Annotated in this window: 18 protein-coding genes and 1 tRNA gene; 9 read left to right on the top strand and 10 right to left on the bottom strand. The window is 68.9% G+C overall.

Features of this window, described 5'->3' with window-relative positions; all coding sequences use genetic code 11:
* Nucleotides 1-20: 20 nt before the first annotated feature.
* The 9 genes from A5787_RS11085 to A5787_RS11045 form a co-directional block, all read right to left on the bottom strand.
* Complete coding sequence (locus tag A5787_RS11085; RefSeq protein ID WP_066965962.1) at nucleotides 21-308, bottom strand: hypothetical protein; 288 nt, start codon at nucleotides 306-308, stop codon at nucleotides 21-23.
* A 205-nt stretch (nucleotides 309-513) separates the two neighbouring features.
* Nucleotides 514-1,458, bottom strand: a complete 945-nt coding sequence (locus tag A5787_RS11080; RefSeq protein ID WP_156763888.1) for a Ppx/GppA phosphatase family protein — start codon at nucleotides 1,456-1,458, stop codon at nucleotides 514-516.
* On the bottom strand, nucleotides 1,452-1,940 hold the full coding sequence (locus A5787_RS11075; RefSeq protein WP_066965959.1) for a DUF501 domain-containing protein: 489 nt from the start codon (nucleotides 1,938-1,940) through the stop codon (nucleotides 1,452-1,454). Before A5787_RS11075 ends, A5787_RS11080 begins: the two co-directional genes overlap by 7 nt.
* Complete coding sequence (locus A5787_RS11070; protein ID WP_066965956.1) at nucleotides 1,933-2,550, bottom strand: septum formation initiator family protein; 618 nt, start codon at nucleotides 2,548-2,550, stop codon at nucleotides 1,933-1,935. The genes A5787_RS11075 and A5787_RS11070 overlap by 8 nt, the downstream gene beginning before the upstream one ends.
* A gap of 11 nt (nucleotides 2,551-2,561) precedes the next feature.
* Entirely contained in the window at nucleotides 2,562-3,851 is a 1,290-nt protein-coding gene (eno, locus tag A5787_RS11065) for a phosphopyruvate hydratase (RefSeq protein ID WP_066965953.1), read from the bottom strand.
* A 44-nt stretch (nucleotides 3,852-3,895) separates the two neighbouring features.
* Entirely contained in the window at nucleotides 3,896-4,624 is a 729-nt protein-coding gene (locus A5787_RS11060) for a lytic transglycosylase domain-containing protein (protein ID WP_156763893.1), read from the bottom strand.
* A 116-nt stretch (nucleotides 4,625-4,740) separates the two neighbouring features.
* On the bottom strand, nucleotides 4,741-5,757 hold the full coding sequence (locus A5787_RS11055; protein WP_066965947.1) for a nucleoside triphosphate pyrophosphohydrolase: 1,017 nt from the start codon (nucleotides 5,755-5,757) through the stop codon (nucleotides 4,741-4,743).
* The gene (gene mfd / locus A5787_RS11050; protein ID WP_066965944.1) at nucleotides 5,754-9,398 is read right to left on the bottom strand and encodes a transcription-repair coupling factor; all 3,645 of its coding nucleotides are present in this window, start codon (nucleotides 9,396-9,398) and stop codon (nucleotides 5,754-5,756) included. The genes A5787_RS11055 and mfd overlap by 4 nt, the downstream gene beginning before the upstream one ends.
* 153 nt (nucleotides 9,399-9,551) lie before the next feature.
* Complete coding sequence (locus tag A5787_RS11045; protein WP_156763892.1) at nucleotides 9,552-10,145, bottom strand: TetR/AcrR family transcriptional regulator; 594 nt, start codon at nucleotides 10,143-10,145, stop codon at nucleotides 9,552-9,554.
* 142 nt (nucleotides 10,146-10,287) lie between these two features.
* On the opposite strand from A5787_RS11045, the gene A5787_RS11040 reads away from it, so the two are divergent.
* The 8 genes from A5787_RS11040 to pth all read left to right on the top strand — a co-directional run bounded on the left by A5787_RS11040 (nucleotide 10,288) and on the right by pth (nucleotide 16,279).
* Nucleotides 10,288-10,359, top strand: a tRNA-Gln gene (locus tag A5787_RS11040).
* Nucleotides 10,360-10,455: 96 nt separating this feature from the next.
* Nucleotides 10,456-11,940 carry a bifunctional UDP-N-acetylglucosamine diphosphorylase/glucosamine-1-phosphate N-acetyltransferase GlmU gene (glmU, locus tag A5787_RS11035; protein WP_066965939.1) on the top strand — a complete coding sequence of 495 codons (1,485 nt, stop codon included), beginning with the start codon at nucleotides 10,456-10,458 and terminating at the stop codon, nucleotides 11,938-11,940.
* 100 nt (nucleotides 11,941-12,040) lie between these two features.
* Nucleotides 12,041-13,021 (top strand): ribose-phosphate diphosphokinase, encoded by a 981-nt coding sequence (locus A5787_RS11030; RefSeq protein WP_066965936.1) that lies wholly within the window; start codon nucleotides 12,041-12,043, stop codon nucleotides 13,019-13,021.
* Nucleotides 13,022-13,366: an arsenate reductase (glutaredoxin) gene (arsC, locus tag A5787_RS11025; RefSeq protein ID WP_066965934.1), complete on the top strand. Its 345-nt coding sequence runs from the start codon at nucleotides 13,022-13,024 to the stop codon at nucleotides 13,364-13,366.
* Nucleotides 13,363-14,019 (top strand): LpqN/LpqT family lipoprotein, encoded by a 657-nt coding sequence (locus A5787_RS11020; RefSeq protein ID WP_066965931.1) that lies wholly within the window; start codon nucleotides 13,363-13,365, stop codon nucleotides 14,017-14,019. The genes arsC and A5787_RS11020 overlap by 4 nt, the downstream gene beginning before the upstream one ends.
* A gap of 15 nt (nucleotides 14,020-14,034) precedes the next feature.
* Entirely contained in the window at nucleotides 14,035-14,904 is an 870-nt protein-coding gene (locus A5787_RS11015; RefSeq protein WP_066965929.1) for an oxidoreductase, read from the top strand.
* Nucleotides 14,905-15,028: 124 nt separating this feature from the next.
* On the top strand, nucleotides 15,029-15,691 hold the full coding sequence (locus A5787_RS11010; RefSeq protein ID WP_066965926.1) for a 50S ribosomal protein L25/general stress protein Ctc: 663 nt from the start codon (nucleotides 15,029-15,031) through the stop codon (nucleotides 15,689-15,691).
* Nucleotides 15,692-15,703: 12 nt separating this feature from the next.
* Nucleotides 15,704-16,279 carry an aminoacyl-tRNA hydrolase gene (pth, locus tag A5787_RS11005; protein WP_066965925.1) on the top strand — a complete coding sequence of 192 codons (576 nt, stop codon included), beginning with the start codon at nucleotides 15,704-15,706 and terminating at the stop codon, nucleotides 16,277-16,279.
* A 7-nt stretch (nucleotides 16,280-16,286) separates the two neighbouring features.
* On the opposite strand, the gene A5787_RS11000 is transcribed toward pth, so the two are convergent.
* Nucleotides 16,287-17,852, bottom strand: coding sequence for an NAD(P)/FAD-dependent oxidoreductase (locus A5787_RS11000; protein ID WP_066965923.1), 1,566 nt, complete (start codon nucleotides 17,850-17,852; stop codon nucleotides 16,287-16,289).
* A gap of 140 nt (nucleotides 17,853-17,992) precedes the next feature.
* On the opposite strand from A5787_RS11000, the gene A5787_RS10995 reads away from it, so the two are divergent.
* Nucleotides 17,993-18,592 (top strand): TetR/AcrR family transcriptional regulator, encoded by a 600-nt coding sequence (locus A5787_RS10995; RefSeq protein ID WP_066965920.1) that lies wholly within the window; start codon nucleotides 17,993-17,995, stop codon nucleotides 18,590-18,592.
* The last annotated feature ends 33 nt before the right edge of the window (nucleotides 18,593-18,625 follow it).

The raw sequence follows: 18,625 nt of genomic DNA, 5'->3' as shown, positions 1-18,625 counted from the left end.
CACCCGACCTTTTGCCCGCCTCACAGCGACAACTTCGCCACCGCGCGCAAACCGAGCACGCGTTGATGTATTCGGTGTTCGGTGCTGCGCGGGATGTATCCCGGCCCGTACAGAGCTCGGCCGAGCCGGCGCACCCGGTCGCGGCCAACCTCCCAGCGCAGCGCATCCGAGATGGTTTTTGATGCCCTACCAGGGACGCAAAAGCCCTGCCCCTTGAGTGAATCCAGCATTTCGGCGATGGTCGCTCGCCCATTGTGGGCAAGATGCATCGTGAGCACGTAACGGAGCTCGATTCCTTGAAGGTTCATTGGCGCAGGGTGGCATATCGGTACGACATCACCTCAAGTTGTCGCTATGAGGCAGGCACAAAGGGTGCCCCCTCCGCGGAGGGACGAGTGTGGCGGATGTGACTTACTCGGCAATTGCGCTCGCTACGACATCACCTCAAGTTGTCGGTGTGAGGCGGGCACCAAGGGTGCCGCCTCCTCGCGGGACCCCTGTGGCGGATGTGACTCAGTCGGCGAGCGACAGCACGATGCCGTCCAAGATGTCGTGTTCGCTGACGATCAGCTCATCGATGCCGGCGCGGGCACGCAGCTCGCGCGCCAATTCCTCCACCACGATCGCGCCGCCGCCGATCACGTCGGCCCGGCCCTCGTGCATCGGTCCCAGCGCCGCCCGCTCGGATCGCGTCATGCTGATCAGCCGCTCGCACACCCCCAGCAGGTCACCGCCCGCGACGCGCGAAAGATGAATGGCCGCAGAGTCATACGTCGTCATGTTGTGCGCCAGGGCGGACAGCGTCGTCATCGTCCCGGCGAGCCCGACCCAGGTCCGCGCCCCCTCGACGGGCACCACGCCCAGTGCGACGTCCAGCCGCTCGCGCACCACCTGGCGGGCCGCCTCCACTTCCTGCGGCGTCGGCGGATCCGAATGCAGGCAGCGCTCCGTGAGCCGGACACAGCCGATGTCGGCCGAGTAGCTGGCCACCACCGCATCCCCGCCGACCACGATCTCGGTCGAGCCGCCGCCGAGGTCGACCACAACGAAAGGCGCTGCATCACCGTCTAACTCGCCGACCGCACCGCGGAAGGACAGCTCGGCTTCCTCGGCACCGGTGATCACCTCGGCAACCGCGCCGGGCAACACGGCGCCCAGCACCTCGGCCGTCATCGCAAAGAAGACATCGCGATTCGCGACGTCGCGAGCCGCCGAGGTGGCCACCATTCGCACCCGCTCGACGCCATGCCCCTTCAGCAGCGCAGCGTAATCGACCAGCGCGGCCCGGGTCCGGGCGATCGCGTCCGGCGCGAACTCGCCCGTCGCGTCGACACCCTGGCCCAACCGCACGATCCTCGTCTCGCGATGCACATCGCTGAGCCGGCCATCGTCGGCGTCGGCGATCAGCAACCGGATCGAGTTGGTACCGCAGTCGATTGCGGCGAGCCGGCTCACCACTGCCCCGCCACCAGCACCGGGCCCATCGCGGGGTCACCGGCCAACATCGATAACGCCTCGTCGCCAAGAGGATTCACGCCCGGACCCTTGGCCAGCGAATGCGCGATCAGCACGTGCAGGCACTTGACCCGGTCCGGCATTCCCCCGGCGGAGAATGTGGTCCCCAGCGGCTCGATCGCGTCGCGCTCGGCCAAATACGACTCGTGTGCCCGGCGGTACGCGGCCGCCAATTCGGGGTCCTGCCGCAACCGCTCGGTCATCTCGCCCATCAATCCCGTCGTCTCGAGCCTGCTCGCGGCCGCGGTCAGCGCCGGATGCGTCAGGTAGTACAACGTCGGAAAGGGCGTGCCGTCAGCAAGTTTCGGCGCGGTCTTCACCACGCCCGGCTCGCCGTTGGGACAACGGTAGGCGATCTCCAGCACCCCGCGCGGCTCACGCCCGAGCTGACGCGCCACCGCATCCAGGTCGGCACGATCAACCACCGGGGGCCGTGGGATTGGGCGCTTCCGGCGCCGCCGGAGGCAGGTGCGGGGCATCGGCGATGGTGTGCCACAGCGAGGTGTACCACGGGTCGTGGCTGGCCGGCTTCGTCGCGTCCGCTCCGGGCTGCGAGGGTACCGCCGCCGTCGGCGGAAGCTGAACCTGGAACGGAATGTCTCCGGGCATCACGAAACCCAGGCGCTCGCGGGCCTGCGCCGCGATGTAGGCCGGGTCACCGAGTTTGACCTTTTTCTGTTCGAGGTCGGCGATCTGGCTGCGCAGCGCGGCCTCGCTGGCGGCCAACTGATTCATCTCGGTGCGCTGCGCGAAGTAGGTGCGCACCGGGCCGGCGATGGTAAGCGTGAGCACGCAGATCACCGCGGCCAGCACCGCCGCCCGGCGCGCGGTGAACCCCAGCCGCTGGTCGGACCGCTGTTCGACGGATTCCGCAACCTGCCGCTTGATGGGTTCGACGACACGCTCCTGCAGCGACCGGGTCGTATGGTTGGCCGTTTGCGACGGCTTGACGGCGCGGCGGCGCCGAACCGAATCGCCGGCCTTCCCCGGGCGCGATGCCGGGGAGCGCCGCTTCGGATCGGGCTTGGGCGTCAAACTGTTTCAACCTATTTCTGATCCAGCGCGTACCGCGGGAACGCCAGATCGCCTGCGTACCGTGCCGCGTCACCGAGGGCTTCCTCGATCCGCAACAGCTGATTGTATTTGGCCACGCGCTCGCTGCGGGCGGGCGCGCCGGTCTTGATCTGGCCGGAACCTACGGCCACCGCCAGGTCGGCGATCGTGGTGTCTTCCGTCTCGCCGCTGCGATGGCTCATCATCGTGCGATATCCGCTGTGGTGGGCCAGTGCGACCGCGTCGAGCGTCTCGGTCAGCGTCCCGATCTGATTCACCTTGACCAGCAAGGCGTTTGCGACGCCCTTTTCGATCCCGTCTTCGAGGCGCTCGGGGTTGGTGACGAAGATGTCGTCGCCGACGATTTGCACCCGGTCGCCTATCGAGGCGGTCAGCGCCACCCAACCTTCCCAATCATCTTCGGACAGCGGGTCTTCCAACGACACCAGCGGATAGGAGCCGAGCAGGCCGGCGTAGAACTCGGCCATCTGCTCGGCGGTGCGGGTCGAGCCTTCGAAGGTGTAGCCGGTGCCGTCGGTATAGAACTCGGTGGCCGCCGCGTCGAGGGCCAGCGCGACGTCACTGCCGAGTTTGAAACCGGCCGATTCGATGGCCCGGCCGATCAGGTCCAGCGCCGCGGTGGTGCCGGCCACGTCGGGGGCGAACCCGCCCTCGTCGCCCAGGCCGGTCGACAGCCCCTCCTTCTTCAGGACGGACTTCAGCGCGTGGTACACCTCGGCGCCCCACCGCAACGCCTCGGCGAAGCTGGGCGCGCCGATCGGCGCCACCATGAACTCCTGAATGTCGACGGCGGTGTCGGCGTGGGCACCACCGTTGAGGATGTTCATCATCGGCACCGGCAGGATGTGGGCGTTGGGGCCGCCGAGGTAGCGAAACAGCGGCAACTCCGCGGAATCGGCGGCCGCTTTGGCGACGGCCAGCGAGACGCCCAGGATCGCGTTGCCGCCCAGCCGGGACTTGTCGGGGGTGCCGTCGAGGTCCACCAGAGCCTGGTCCACCAGTCGCTGGTCGTCGGCGGCCAGGCCGATGACCGCGGGGCCGATCTCGTCGAGGACGGCCTGGACCGCCTTCTGCACGCCTTTGCCGCCGTAACGTTTCCCGCCGTCGCGCAACTCAACGGCCTCGTGCTCGCCCGTCGACGCGCCGGACGGCACCGCGGCGCGGGCAAACGTCCCGTCCATCAGAGCAATCTCGACCTCGACGGTCGGGTTGCCGCGGGAGTCGAGGATCTCGCGGGCCCCGACCTGCTCGATAATCGGCACTGGATCTCCTTGCGTCGTAAAGCGTGGGTCAGCGATACATCCTGCTACAGCGGGTGACCCGCCGCGTAGGCGGTCGCCCAGTCCCGCACCGCCCGCGCGTAGACGCCGGAGTTGTTGTAGGCCCGCAGCGCGGTGATCCACCCCCGCGGTGTCCCGAGGTCTTTTCCGCGCCAGCACAGGTAACCCGCCGCCGCCAGCGCCGCGTCGTCGATGTTGTCCGGGCTGACGCGGCCGTCGTTGTGGGCGTCCACCCCGTACAACCGCCACGTCTCGGGAATGAACTGCATCGGGCCCATCGCGCGCACCACACTGGGCTCGCCGTCGGCACCCTCCTCCGCGTCGACGATGCGCAGGGTCCCCCCACTGCCGTCCAGCCGAACACCACGAATGGGCGGACTCACATCCCCGTTCGGCGACAGCGTCGCGCCCCGGTAGGTGCCGTGGTGGCTCTCGACCTGCCCGATACCCGCCAGCGTGGTCCAGGCGATATGGCATTTCGGGTTCTCGACCTCGGCGACCCTGGCGGCGTACGCGTAGGCCTCCAGCGCGATGACCGGAATCTCCAATGCCGCCGACCGTTGCTGGGCCCATTGGTGCAGCTGATCCGCGGGCCGACCGCTGACGTGCGTGTCCACCGGCGGCACCGGGTCCCCGACCGGCGGCGGGACGCCCGCCGGGATGAACAGGCTGAGCTGCCAGGTGCAGCTGGACGCGAGCAGCATCGCGGTCGCGCCGATCACGGCGGCCGCACGCAACCAACGCCTCGGCGACACCATGCCCGTTTAAGCTCCCCTACTGCTCCCCTGCACAAACTTCGGCCAGGACCATCGTCCCACGGGTTGCCCGGCTACCCCGTCGATTCCTGCCGCAGGCGCACCGATCCAGGGCCCTATTTCCGCCCTTTGCGACGCTTGGAGCCCCCACCGGACGCCTTGGCCGCGGACTCGGAACCGACCGCTTCGTCCGCGGCCGATTCCGCGACGGGCCAGTGCGCGCGCCACTCCTCCGCGGTGACCTCGCCCAGCTGCGCGACGTCGAGTTCGACCGGAACGTTGTCGCCGCGGCGCGCGGCCGCGATCGCCGTCTCCACGCCGCGGACCGTGTCCACGAACTCCAAAACGGCCGCGCGAAGCGCGCTTTCCGCATCGATGTCGGCGGCCACCGAAACGGCGGTCAGCTCGGCGGGGATCAGCTCGGCGGGCAGCCCCGCCTTCTCGGCGCGCTGAATCACCTTCTGCGCCAGAGCCAGTGCCGGTTGACCGGTGTGCACGTCGTCCATCACCGAGTTTCGCGCCTTTTCGGCGGACTTGCGCTCTTCCCACTGCGCCAACTGCTCTTCGAGCGAAATAGATTGCCCCGCAAGCACCCCCGGTACCCGGTTGCCCAGCTTGCGCATCAACGCGGCCGCGACGTCGTCGATGGTGAACGGCGACTGGGGCGCGTCCTCGGCGATGCGGGCGTGGAAGAGGACCTGCAGCAACACGTCTCCGAGTTCCTCGCGCAGCTGGTCGGCATTGCCGCTGCGCACGGCGTCCAGCAGCTCGTAGGTCTCCTCGAGCAAAAACCTGCGCAACGAGTCGTGGGTCTGTTCGCTTTCCCACGGTCCCGCGGTGCGCAGCTTGTCCATCAACGCCACGGCGTCGACCAGTCGCTCGCCGCGCGGCCGGTCCGGTGCCGAGATCAACCGGGCCCCGGCCGCCAGCCGGGCGGCCACGGCGGGGTGGTCCGGATCGGAGGACAGCAGCACCGGCGCGTCGTCCCCGGAGTGCACCGGCCGCGCGGCGGGCAGCGACCAGGGCACCGCGACGGGCATCTCCTCGGTGTATTGCACCTCGCCGGCGAGGTGCTCGATGGCCTCGACCGGCACCAGCGACGGGCGGCGGGGGTCGAACAAGACGACGATCATGCGCGCCGCTCCTCCCCGGTCGCTGGTGAACCCGTTATACCAATCTCTATCTGTGGTTTTCCCTGCAGTGCCGTGACGAGGTTGGCAACCATCTGCAGCAACTCGACGTCGCGCATGCGCGGCGCCCCGACCCCGCCCGCCCGCGGAATGGGCACCTGAACCGTGTTCGTCGTGGCGCGGTAGTGCGCCGCCGGATACATCCGCTTGAGCCGCACCTGGGCCGAGTCCAGCAGCGTCACCGGCGACAGCCGCACGGTCGCCGCCGACGGGGCCGAGACCTCGGTGATGCCGGCATCGCGGCACAGCAGCCGCAGCCGCGCCACGGCCACCAGCCGCTCGGCGGGCTCGGGCAGCGCGCCGTAGCGGTCGATCAGCTCATCGACGACGGCGCCGACGGCCGCGTCGTCGGAGGCCGCCGCCAGCCGACGGTAGCCCTCCAGCCGGAGCCGGTCGCTGGCGATGTAGTCCGGCGGCAGGTGCGCGTCCACCGGCAGGTCGATCCGCACATCCTTGGGCTCCTCGGGCGAGGTGACCGTTTGGCCGTCGGCGGCCGCCCGGTACGCCTCCACGGCCTCACCCACCAGCCGCACATACAGGTCGAAGCCGACCCCGGCGACGTGCCCGGACTGCTCGACGCCCAGCACGTTGCCGGCGCCGCGGATCTCGAGGTCCTTCAGCGCGACGGCCATCCCGGCGCCCAACTCGTTGTTCTGCGCGATGGTCGCCAACCGGTCGTAGGCCGTCTCGGTCAGCGGCACCTGCGGCGGATAGAGGAAGTAGGCGTAGCCGCGCTCACGGCTGCGGCCGACGCGGCCGCGCAGCTGGTGCAGCTGCGACAGCCCGAAGGTGTCGGCGCGCTCGACGATGAGCGTGTTGGCGTTGGAGATGTCCAGGCCGGTCTCCACGATCGTGGTGCAGACCAGGATGTCGTACTCGCGGTTCCAGAACCCCTGCACGGTGCGTTCCAGCCGCTCCTCGGGCATTTGCCCGTGCGCGACGACGACGCGCGCCTCGGGCACCAGCTCGCGGACCCGGGCCGCGGTCCGGTCGATGGAGCTGACCCGGTTGTGCACGTAGAACGCCTGGCCGTCGCGCAGCAGCTCGCGCCGCAACGCGGCCGCCACCTGCTTGTCGTCCTGCGGGCCGACGTACGTCAGCACCGGATACCGCTCTTCCGGCGGGGTGAGGATCGTCGACATCTCGCGGATCCCGGCCAGGCTCATCTCCAGCGTGCGGGGGATCGGGGTGGCGCTCATGGTCAGCACGTCGACGTGGGTGCGCAGCGACTTGATGTGCTCCTTGTGCTCGACGCCGAACCGCTGTTCCTCGTCGACGACGACCAGGCCCAGGTCCTTCCAGCGCACCCCGGTCTGCAGCAGCCGATGGGTGCCGATCACGACGTCGACCGTGCCCTCGGCCAGGCCGTCGATCACGGCGCGGGACTCGGCGGTGTCGGTGAACCGGGACAGCCCCTTGACGGTCACCGGAAAGTCGGCCATCCGCTCGCTGAACGTCTGCAGGTGCTGGTCGGCCAGCAGCGTGGTGGGCACCAGGATGGCGACCTGTTTGCCGTCCTGGACGGCCTTGAACGCCGCCCGCACCGCGATCTCGGTCTTGCCGTAGCCGACGTCGCCGCAGATCACCCGGTCCATCGGGACCGGCTTTTCCATGTCGGCCTTGACCTCGGTGATCGCGGTCAGCTGGTCGACGGTCTCGGTGAACCCGAACGCGTCCTCCATCTCGGCCTGCCACGGGGTGTCCGGCCCGAACGCGTGCCCGGCGCTGGCCTGCCGCTTGGCGTACAGCGACACCAGCTCGCCGGCGATCTCGCGCACGGCCCGGCGCGCCTTGGTCTTGGTGTTGGCCCAATCGCTGCCGCCCAGGCGGCTCAGCGCCGGGGCCTGCCCGCCGACGTACCGGGACAGCTGGTCCAGCGAATCCATCGGCACGTACAGCTTGTCGGACCCGCCGCCCCTCTTGCTCGACGCGTACTCGAGAACCAGGTACTCCCGCCGCGCGCCGCCGACGGTGCGCTCGACCATCTCCACGAACCGCCCGATGCCGTGCTGGTCGTGTACCACCAAGTCGCCGGCCGTGAGCGCGAGCGGGTCGACGGTGTTGCGCCGCTTGGCCGCCAGCCGCTTGCCTTCGACGGCCGTGGCCCGGTTGCCGGTCAGGTCCGTCTCGGTGATAACCACCAGGTTGGCGCCGGGGATTATCAGGCCGTCGTGCAGCGGGCCCTTGAGCACGCCCACCACCCCGGGTTTCGGGGCCGCACCCGGTTCCAGCATGGCGGCCGGGGTTTCGGACTCGGCGAGCCGCTCGACCACCCGATGGGCGGTCCCGGTGCCGGGCGCGACGACCGCGGCGTGCCCGCCCGTGGCGACGTGCGCGCGCAGCATCGCGAAGATGCCGTCGATGTCGTGTTGATGCCCGCGGGCCGACGGCGCCGCCCGCACCGCCAGCTCCACCGCCGACTCGTCGGAGAGCTGGCTCAGCGTCCACCACGGATGATCGGCGCGGGCCGCCGCGGCCCGCACGTCGTCCAGTTCGGTGAAGCCGGATCCGCCGAACTGCGCCACGTCGACGGGCGCGTCGGTGCCGAGCGCCGCGACGGACCACGACGCCTCGAGGAATTCGCTGCCCGTCTTGATCAGGTCGGCCGCGCGGGTGCGCACCTTCTCCGGGTCACACACCAAGACCGGGGTGCCGCCGGCCAGTTGGTCGGTCAGCAGCACGTGCTCGCCGGGCCGCAGCACCGGCAGCAACGCCTCCATGCCGTCGACCGCGATGCCCTCGCCCAGCTTGGCCAGCATGTCGGTGACGCTCCCGGTGATGGCGGGTTCGCCCGTGGAGTGCCGGGCGGCCAGCGCGGCGGCGCGCTCCCGCACGTCGTCGGTGAGCAGCAGTTCGCGGCAGGCCACCGCGATGACCGCGTCGACCTCGATCTCGGGGATGGAGCGCTGGTCGGCGACCGAGAACATCCGCATCTCGCTGACCTCGTCGCCCCAGAACTCGACGCGCACCGGGTGTTCGGCGGTCGGCGGGAAGACGTCGAGGATCCCGCCGCGCACGGCGAACTCACCGCGCCGGCCGACCATGTCCACCCGGGTGTAGGCCAGCTCGACCAGCCGGGCGACGACGTCCTCGAAGGGGATCTCCCGGCCGACGCTCAGGGTGACCGGCTCCACGTCGCCCAGCCGCGGCGTCATCGGCTGCAACAGCGACCGCACCGCCGTCACCACCACCTGCAGAGGCGGGCCCAGCCGCGCGTCGTCGGGGTGGGCCAGCCGGCGCAGCACCAGCATTCGGGTCCCGACGGTGTCGATGCCGGGTGAAAGACGTTCGTGCGGAAGGGTTTCCCAGGACGGGAAGACCGTCACCGCGTCGCCGAACACCCCGCGCAGTTCGGCGGTCAGCTCGTCGGCCTCGCGCCCGGTCGCGGTGACCACGAGCAAGGGACCCAGCCGCGCCAGCGCGCCGGCCACGAACAAACGCGCGCTGGCCGGTCCGACCAGGCTCAATTCGGCGGGTCGGGTGGCCGCGCTGTCGATCAGCTGCTGGAAGGTCGGCGCCCTCAGCGCCAGATCCACGAGCCCCGCGATCGGGGTTTCTGGGTGGGCAGGCCCCGGTGCGGTCATGATGAATCCATTCTAGGGACGCCGGACAGCGTCAAGATCCGACCGTCGTTGCCAGTCGCCCGAGGTTTGATAGCGGCGGAACGACTCGGCACCGGGGGAAGTTCAAACCAGTTGGCCCTGAACAACTTCCTCGGCGGGGTGCGGCGGTAGGTCCTACTCGTCCTGCAGTCGGGGATCGGCCTCCAGGTGGGTCAGGCCGTTCCACATCAGGTTGACCAGGTGCGCGGCCACCACTTCCTTCTTGGGCTCGCGGGTGTCGAGCCACCATTGGGCCGTCATCGACACCGAGCCCACCAGCGCCTGCGCGTAGAGCGGGGCCAGGTCCGCATCCAAACCCCGGCGGGCGAAGTCGCCGGCCAGGATGGAGCTGACCTGGCTGACGGCGTCGTTGAGCAGGCTGGAGTAGGTGCCCGAGCTGATCGCGGCCGGCGAGTCGCGGAGCATGATCCGGAAGCCGTCGGTGCGTTCTTCGACGTAGGTGAGCAGCGCCAGCGCGACGCGCTCGACCCGCACCCGGGACCGGTTGTTGGTCAGCGACGAGGTGATCATGTCCAGCAGCGCCGACATCTCGCGGTCGACGACGACGGCGTACAAGCCCTCCTTGCCGCCGAAATGTTCGTAGACGACGGGCTTGGAGACGTTGGCCCGCAGCGCGATCTCCTCGATCGAGGTGCCCTCGTAACCGCGTTCGGCGAACAGCGAGCGTGCGATGCCGATGAGCTGCTGGCGGCGCTCGCTGCCGGTCATGCGGGCGCGTGGCGCCCGGGCTTCCTTGTCCGGCTCCTTTTGCGTTTGGGGGTCGAGAACGGCCACGTCAATCAGCGTATCGGTTCGGCGCGGCGCAGCCGCCCCGTCTAGAGTCTTGTTGGCGCGGCCTATGGGCCTGCAGTCCGTCGTGGTGTAATCGGCAGCACATCAGATTTTGGTTCTGAGAGTTCAGGTTCGAGTCCTGGCGACGGAGCTGGCGTGGGTCTTTGCGGCGAGCGTGCATGAAATGACACGCTTGAAGGCGTGTCCGGTGCACTGGCACCCACGCTGGCGCGAAGAAGGGAGATCCGTGTCGTTTCGTGGTGACACCGCGGTCCTGGTTCTCGCGGCCGGACCCGGCACCCGGATGCGCTCCGACACCCCGAAGGTCCTGCACACGATCGCCGGCCGCAGCATGCTGGCGCATTCCCTGCACGCCGTCGCCAAGGTGGCGCCCCAGCATCTGGTGGTGGTCCTCGGCCACGACCACGAGCGCGTCGAGCCGCTGGTCGCCGAGCTGGGCGAGTCCCTCGGCCGCGCGATCGACGTGGCGCTGCAGGACCGGCCGCTGGGCACCGGCCACGCGGTCCTGTGCGGCCTGTCGGCCCTGCCCGACGACTACGCCGGCATCGTCGTGGTCACCTCGGGCGACACGCCGCTGCTGGACTCCGACACCCTGGCCGGCCTGGTCGCCACCCACAGCGCCGAGTCCGCCGCCGTCACCGTGCTCACCACGACGCTGAGGGATCCGGTCGGGTACGGCCGCATCCTGCGCACCCAGGACAACGAGGTGATGGGGATCGTCGAGCACACCGACGCAACGCCCTCGCAACGCGAGATCCACGAGGTCAACGCCGGCGTCTATGCCTTCGACATCGCGGCGCTCCGGTCGGCGCTGAGCCGGCTGAGCGCCAATAACGCCCAGCAGGAGCTTTACCTGACCGACGCCATCGCCATCCTGCGCGGCGACGGCCGGACCGTGCACGCCCAGCAGGTCGCCGACAGCGCGCTGGTCGCGGGCGTCAACAACCGCGTACAGCTGGCCGAACTGGGCGCCGAACTCAACCGCCGGATCGTCGCCGCCCATCAGATGTCGGGCGTGACCATCGTCGATCCGGCCAGCACCTGGATCGACGTCGACGTGACGATCGGACGCGACACCGTGATCCACCCCGGCACTCAGCTGCACGGCCGCACCCGGGTCGGGGGCGGCTGCGTCGTCGGGCCCGACACCACCCTGACCGACGTCATCGTCGGTGACGGCGCCTCGGTGGTCCGCACCCACGGCACCTCCTCGTCGATCGGGGACGGCGCCACGGTCGGCCCGTACACCTATCTGCGGCCGGGAACCGCGCTGGGATCCGACGGCAAGCTCGGCGCGTTCGTCGAGACCAAGAACTCCAACATCGGGACGGGCACCAAGGTCCCGCACCTGACGTACGTCGGCGACGCCGACATCGGTGAGCACAGCAACATCGGCGCGTCCAGCGTGTTCGTCAACTACGACGGCGAGACCAAGCGGCGCACCACGGTCGGCTCGCACGTCCGCACCGGGTCGGACACCATGTTCGTCGCGCCGGTCACGGTCGGCGACGGGGCCTACACGGGCGCCGGCACGGTGGTGCGCGACGACGTCCCGCCGGGCGCCCTGGCGGTGTCGGCGGGGCCGCAACGCAACATCGAGGGCTGGGTGCAGCGCAAACGGCCGGGCAGCGGGGCCGCGAAAGCGGCCGAGAAAGCCACCGAAGCCGAACCGCCGACCACTACTTCCGCAGCACCCGAGTCGACACCGTGAATTCGGCTGCTGGCAACCCCGCCGCTTTTCCGTACGATTCGCTTCGTACGATTGGGCCTTCCTCTCTAGATTCCAATCCCGATACGGCGAGGGCAGTGCGTTGAGCCACGACTGGACCGATAACCGAAAAAACCTGATGCTGTTCTCCGGCCGGGCGCATCCGGAGCTGGCCGAACAGGTGGCCAAGGAACTCGACGTCCACGTCACCGCGCAGACCGCGCGGGAATTCGCCAACGGCGAGATCTTCGTTCGCTTCCACGAGTCGGTGCGCGGTTGCGATGCATTCGTCCTGCAATCGAACCCGGCGCCGGTGAACAACTGGCTGATGGAACAGCTGATCATGATCGACGCGCTCAAACGCGGCAGCGCGAAGAGGATCACCGCGGTCATGCCGTTCTACCCCTACGCCCGGCAGGACAAGAAGCACCGCGGCCGCGAGCCCATTTCCGCGCGGCTGGTCGCCGACCTGCTCAAGACCGCGGGCGCCGACCGAATCGTGACCGTCGACCTGCACACCGACCAGATCCAGGGCTTCTTCGACGGTCCGGTCGACCACATGCGCGCCCAGAACCTGCTGACCGGCTACATCAAGGACAACTACCCGGACGGCAACATGGTGGTGGTCTCCCCCGACTCGGGCCGGGTGCGCATCGCCGAGAAGTGGGCCGACGCACTGGGCGGCGTGCCGCTGGCCTTCATCCACAAGACCCGCGACCCGCGCGTGCCCAACCAGGTGGTGTCCAACCGGGTCGTCGGCGAGGTCGAAGGCCGCACCTGCGTGCTGATCGACGACATGATCGACACCGGCGGCACCATCGCCGGCGCGGTGAACCTGCTGCGCGACGACGGCGCCAGCGACGTGGTGATCGCGGCGACCCACGGCGTGCTGTCCGACCCGGCCGCCGAGCGCCTGGCGTCCTGCGGCGCCCGCGAGGTGATCGTCACCAACACGCTTCCCATCGACGAGCAGAAGCGCTTCCCGCAGCTCACGGTGTTGTCCATTGCGCCGCTGCTCGCCAGCACCATTCGCGCCGTCTTCGACAACGGCTCGGTGACAGGGCTTTTCGACGGAGATGCCTAGATGGGCGATACCGTCATCTACCACAATCCGAAATGCAGCACCTCGCGCAAGACGCTGGATTTGTTGCGGGACAACGGCCTTGAGCCCGCCATTGTCGAGTACCTGAAAACAGCGCCGTCGCGGGCGGAACTGGTCGGCATGATCCGCGACGCCGGCATCGACGTCCGCACGGCCGTGCGCAAGCGCGAATCGCTCTACGCCGAACTGAATCTCGCCGACGCGACCGATGACCAGTTGCTCGACGCGATGGCCGAGCATCCCATCCTGATCGAACGGCCGTTCGTCGTCACACCGAAGGGCACCCGGCTGGCGCGGCCGATCGACGCGGTGCGCGAGATTCTGTGAGGTTGCACTGGGGCGCCGCTGTCGTGGCGGTCGCGCTGAGCACGGCCGTGGCGGCCTGCGACCAGCCGAAAGCCCCTGACTACCAGTCGATCCTGACGAGGAGCTCGACGACCGGCGCCGCCCCCACGACGACGCAGAAGCCCGTGCCCCTGTCGCAGTATCTGCAAGACATCGGCGTCACCGGGCAACAGGTGGCGCCGGGCTCCCTGCCCGATCTGACCGTGTCGATACCGACACCGCCGGGCTGGTCGCCCTTTAGCAGCCCGAAGATCACGAAGGAGACGGTGATCATCTCGCGCGGCGGCAAGTATCCGACCGCCCGGCTCGTGGTCTTCAAGTTGGTGGGGGATTTCGACCCGGCGCAGGTGATCAAGCACGGCAACGACGATGCCCAGCTGTTCGAGGATTTCAAGCAGCTGGACGCCTCGACGGCGAATTACAACGGCTTTCCGTCGTCGATGGTCCAGGGCAGCTACGACCTCGACGGAACCCGGCTGCACAGCTTCAACCGGATCGTCATCCCCACCGGGTCGCCGCCCGCGAACCAGCGCTACCTGGCGCAGTTGACCATCACCAGCCTGGCCGACCAGGCGGCCGCGCAGGCACCCGACATCGAGGCGATCATCCACGGATTCGTCGTGGCCGCAAAGTAACTAAGCTCATCAGACATGACCAACTGGACCGCCGCTGACCTGCCGTCGTTCGCCGGGCGCACCGTGATCATCACCGGCGCCAACAGCGGGCTGGGCGCGGTGACGGCGCGCGAGCTGGCCAGCCGGGGCGCGAAAATCGTGATGGCCGTCCGCAACACGGGCAAGGGCGATGCCGCAGCGCGGCAGATGAACGGGAACGTCGAGGTGCGCCGACTCGACCTGCAGGACCTGTCGTCGGTGCGCCAGTTCGCCGACGGCGTGGACGGCGCCGACGTGCTGATCAACAACGCCGGCATCATGGCCGCGCCCTACGCGCTGACCGCCGACGGCTTCGAGAGCCAGATCGGCACCAACCACCTCGGTCATTTCGCGCTCACCAACCTGTTGTTGCCCAAGCTCACCGACCGCGTCGTCACGGTGTCGTCGATGGCGCACTGGGCCGGCCGCATCGACTTCGACGACCTGAACTGGACGAACCGGCGGTACTCCCCCTGGCTGGCCTACAGCCAGTCGAAGCTCGCCAACCTGCTGTTCACCAGCGAGTTGCAGCGCCGGCTCGATGCGGTGCACTCGCCGCTGCGGGCGCTGGCCGCCCACCCCGGCTACTCGCACACCAACCTGCAGGGCGCGTCCGGCCGCAAGCTGGGCGACGCCCTGATGTCGGCCGCCACGCGGGTGGTGGCCACCGACGCCGACTTCGGCGCCCGGCAGACCCTGTACGCCGCGTCGCAGGACGTGCCGGGCGACACGTTCGTCGGCCCGCGGTTCGGCTACCTGGGCCGCACCCAACCGGTCGGGCGCAGCCGCCGGTCGAAGGATGCGGCCACCGCGAGCGCGCTGTGGGAGCTGTCCGAGCGGCTCACGAGCACCAAATTTCCGCTCTGAGGTGCACATGCGCTAACCTGACCGGGCGTCACGGCGAGGGTGCTAGCACACCGTCATCGACGGAGACCGACGTTATCGTCGCGACCTGGCCGTGCCCCGAACGAGGAGCAACAGGAGCGACACGATGGCCAAGTCAGCAGTCAACCAACTCGCGGTGACGGTGCGTACCGAGACCGGCAAGGGCGCGTCCCGCCGGGCCCGCCGCGACGGCAAGATTCCCGCCGTCCTCTACGGTCACGGCGCCGACCCCCAGCACCTGGAACTGCCCGGTCACGACTACGCGGCGGTGCTGCGGCACTCGGGCGCCAACGCGGTGCTGACCCTCGACATTGCCGGCAAGGAACAGCTGGCGCTGACCAAGGCGCTCGACATTCACCCGATCCGCCGCACGATTCAGCACGCCGACCTGGTGGTCGTGCGCCGCGGCGAGAAGGTTCACGTCGAGGTCAACGTCGTCATCGAGGGCGACGCCGCGCCCGACACTCTGGTCACCCAGGAGACCAACACGATCGAGATCGAGGCCGAGGCCATGTCGATTCCCGAGCAGCTGACCGTGTCGGTCGAAGATGCCCCTCCGGGCACCCAGTTCACCGCCGGGCAGATCGCCCTGCCGAACGGCGTCAGCCTCGTTTCCGACCCCGACCTGCTGGTGGTCAACGTGGTGAACGCGCCGACCGCCGCGGACCTCGCGGAAGAGGGCGCCGGCGAGGCCCCCGAGGGCGAAGCAGCGGCTCCGGAGGCGGAAGAGGGCGAAGAAGCCGAGGCCTCCGGCGAAGAGTCCGAGTAGGCGGTTCGCGACGTGGCCGAACCGCTTTTGGTGGTCGGCCTGGGCAACCCCGGAGACAACTACGCCCGCACCCGGCACAACCTGGGGTTCATGGTGGCCGACCTGCTCGCGGCGCGGTTGGGAGCAAAGTTCAAGGCGCACAAGCGATCCGGGGCCGAGGTCGTCAGCGGTCGGCTCGCCGGACACTCGGTGTTGTTGGCCAAGCCGCGCTGTTTCATGAACGAGTCCGGCCGCCAGGTCGGGCCGCTGGCGAAGTTCTACTCCGTTGCCCCGGCCGACATCATCGTCATCCACGACGACCTCGACCTGGAGTTCGGCAGCATCCGGCTCAAGATCGGCGGCGGCGAGGGCGGCCACAACGGGCTGCGCTCGGTGGTGGCGGCGTTGGGCACCAAGGAGTTTCAGCGCGTGCGCGTCGGCATCGGCCGTCCGCCCGGACGCAAAGACCCGGCGGCGTTCGTGCTGGAGAACTTCACCGCCGCTGAGCGCGGCGAGGTCCCGACGATCTGCGAGCAGGCCGCCGACGCCACCGAGTTGCTCATCGAGCTGGGGCTGGAGCCGGCGCAGAACCGCGTCCACGCCTGGTAACCCAAGGTCATCCCGAGACGTCCTCCAGCGCCTGGTGGGCGGCGTTGTAGCCGGGAGTGAAGGTAATCCCCGGTCCCCCATGGCATCCCGCGCTGCCAAGGTACAGCCCCTCGATGCCGAGGGGCATGTCGAGGAAGCCCTTCGGCCCGGGCCGGTTGGGCCCCATCAGGTCTGGATGCAGCATGCCGTGGCAGAAGTCGCCCGCGGGTGCCGCGAACATCGTCTGCATGTGGTACGGCGCGAACGTGATGTGCCGGATCTGGATGTCGCGGAAGTTGGGTGCGTAGCGGGTGATCTTGTCGATGACCTTCTCGGCCATCGCGTTTTTGAGCTGGCCGTGGAGTTCGCGGGGGGTTTCGACCGGGAACGCATAGGCGAACGCGCTCGCCGCATGCTTGCCCGGGGGCGCCATGCCGGGATCGTGCACGGACGGGATCTGCATGCCCATCGACGGATTGTCGGGAATGATGCCCCGCTTGCACTCCTCCCATTGGCGTTGCTGTTCTTCGGGTGAGCCGAAGATGCCGATGGACGATTGCATGCCGGGTTCGTTGAGGAAGTCGTACGGCGGGGCGAATTCCGGCAGGCCGTCGAGGGCGAAGTGGATCTGCACGAACGGCGCCCGGTGGTCGCGCCCGCTGAGCCGGGTGACCAGGTCCGCGCTCAGGTGCTCGGCGCCGACCAGATCGATCATGGTCAAGTCGGGCGACAGGTTGGACACGACGACCGGCGCGCTGATCTCGGAGCCGTCCTTCAGGCGCACGCCCGTCACGCGATCGTTCTCGACGAGGATCTTCTCGACCTTGGCGCGATACCGGATCTCGCCCCCGTGGGAGACGAACAGCTCGTGCAGGTGCTGGCCGAGCGCCCCGATTCCGCCCTCGAGCTTGGTCATCATCGCGGTGCCCTCGTTCGGGACGGCGAGCGCGAACGCCAAACACGTTGCGCTACCCGGGGTGTAGGGCCCGCGGTAGGTGGAGTTGATGGCGAGGAAGGCGAGCATGCCGCGCAGCACCGCGTGCTTGTCCTTGTCGGGCAGGAAGCGGTCGATGGCATCCATCGCCGTCCCGAACAGCACCTCGTGAATAGCCCTGCGTTCGAATTCGTTTGCGGCGCAAGCGTACATCTCATCGAGCGTCTTGGGCGGCGTGCGCACCTCGAAGCGGCCGAGCGCCTTTGCCGGCCCCTGGCTCCAGCCGATCATCTCGGCCATGCCCGTGACGGCCTCGGTCCCGAGTTTCTCCGCGAGGTGGGTCATCAGCTGCATGGGATCGCGGTAGAAGATCATGGGTTCTTCGCCGTTGTCGCCGAGGTTGACCGACTGGACCTCGGCGTCAACGGTGGGCAGTGTGTCCAGCCCGAGCTCTTTGGTGATCTCGGGGGCGGTGGGGAATTGCACCGAACCCGCTATCTCGTAACGGAATCCGTCGATCAACTCGACCGTGGCCGCCATTCCGCCGCTGTAGGTGTTGGCCTCCAGGCACAGCGTGCGCATGCCGCCGCGCTGCAGGACCGCCGCCGCGGTCAACCCGTTGTGGCCGGCCCCGACCACGATCGCGTCATAATCCGTCATCGCTGATGCTCCTTCTCCGAATGGTCTTCGAGGCGACCCGGCCCGGGCACCCACCGCGGGGCGCCCCCAATATATGTCAGTACTGACTCAATTGAAAGATGTCGGCACTGACAAGCCATCGATGTGATGGGATGCGGGTTATGGGCGAGCGGACGAATCTGCACAAGCTGCGCCGCAGCAGGACGCATGAGGCGCTGCGGCAGGTGGCCCTGAAGAGGTTCGCCAGCGAGGGCTTCGGCAACGTCACGGTGCAGCAGCTCGCGCAGGAAGCCGGCGTCACCGAGCGCACGTTTTTCCGGCACTTCCCCACCAAGGAAGCCGTGCTGTTCCAGGACTACGACACCCAGGTGGAGTGGCTGGCCGACGCGCTCGCGCAACGTCCGCGCTCCGAGTCGCTGTTCGACGCAGTCAGGGCCAGCATCGAAAGCTTCCCGCACGACCTCGAAGTTGTTCGACAGGCGGCCCTCGCCCGCGCCGAACTGATCACCGGGGATCAGGTCGCCGGCCACCTGCGAGTGGTGCAGTCGTCATTCGCCGCGGTGTTCACCGACTTCGTCAAGCGCCGCTACCCCGATGTGCCGAACATCGATCTGGTCGCCCAGGTGGCGGGCACCACGCTGGCGGCGGCGATGGTCGTCGGGGTGGAGACGTGGGGCCGTAACGGCTGTGTCGATGACCTGTCGGCGATCACCGCCGCATGCCTGGATCTGGTGCGGTCCGGCCTTTCCCCGCTCAGGTGACTCGGCCTGACCGCGAGCGCGCGCGTTTGTACG

The sequence above is a fragment of the Mycobacterium sp. 852002-50816_SCH5313054-b genome, assembly GCF_001667185.1.
Taxonomy (GTDB): domain Bacteria; phylum Actinomycetota; class Actinomycetes; order Mycobacteriales; family Mycobacteriaceae; genus Mycobacterium.
The sequence above is the reverse complement of the archived record's forward strand: the minus strand, read 5'-3'. Positions and strand labels throughout refer to the sequence as shown.

Coding starts and splice junctions, on each gene's coding strand:
- A5787_RS11055 (WP_066965947.1), bottom strand. CDS start 5,757: ATGATCGTCGTCTTGTTCGACCCCCGCCGCCCGTCGCTGGTGCCGGTC.
- A5787_RS10995 (WP_066965920.1), top strand. CDS start 17,993: ATGGGCGAGCGGACGAATCTGCACAAGCTGCGCCGCAGCAGGACGCAT.
- mfd (WP_066965944.1), bottom strand. CDS start 9,398: ATGACCGCACCGGGGCCTGCCCACCCAGAAACCCCGATCGCGGGGCTC.
- A5787_RS11000 (WP_066965923.1), bottom strand. CDS start 17,852: ATGACGGATTATGACGCGATCGTGGTCGGGGCCGGCCACAACGGGTTG.
- arsC (WP_066965934.1), top strand. CDS start 13,022: ATGGGCGATACCGTCATCTACCACAATCCGAAATGCAGCACCTCGCGC.
- A5787_RS11015 (WP_066965929.1), top strand. CDS start 14,035: ATGACCAACTGGACCGCCGCTGACCTGCCGTCGTTCGCCGGGCGCACC.
- A5787_RS11085 (WP_066965962.1), bottom strand. CDS start 308: ATGAACCTTCAAGGAATCGAGCTCCGTTACGTGCTCACGATGCATCTT.
- A5787_RS11045 (WP_156763892.1), bottom strand. CDS start 10,145: ATGACCGGCAGCGAGCGCCGCCAGCAGCTCATCGGCATCGCACGCTCG.
- A5787_RS11010 (WP_066965926.1), top strand. CDS start 15,029: ATGGCCAAGTCAGCAGTCAACCAACTCGCGGTGACGGTGCGTACCGAG.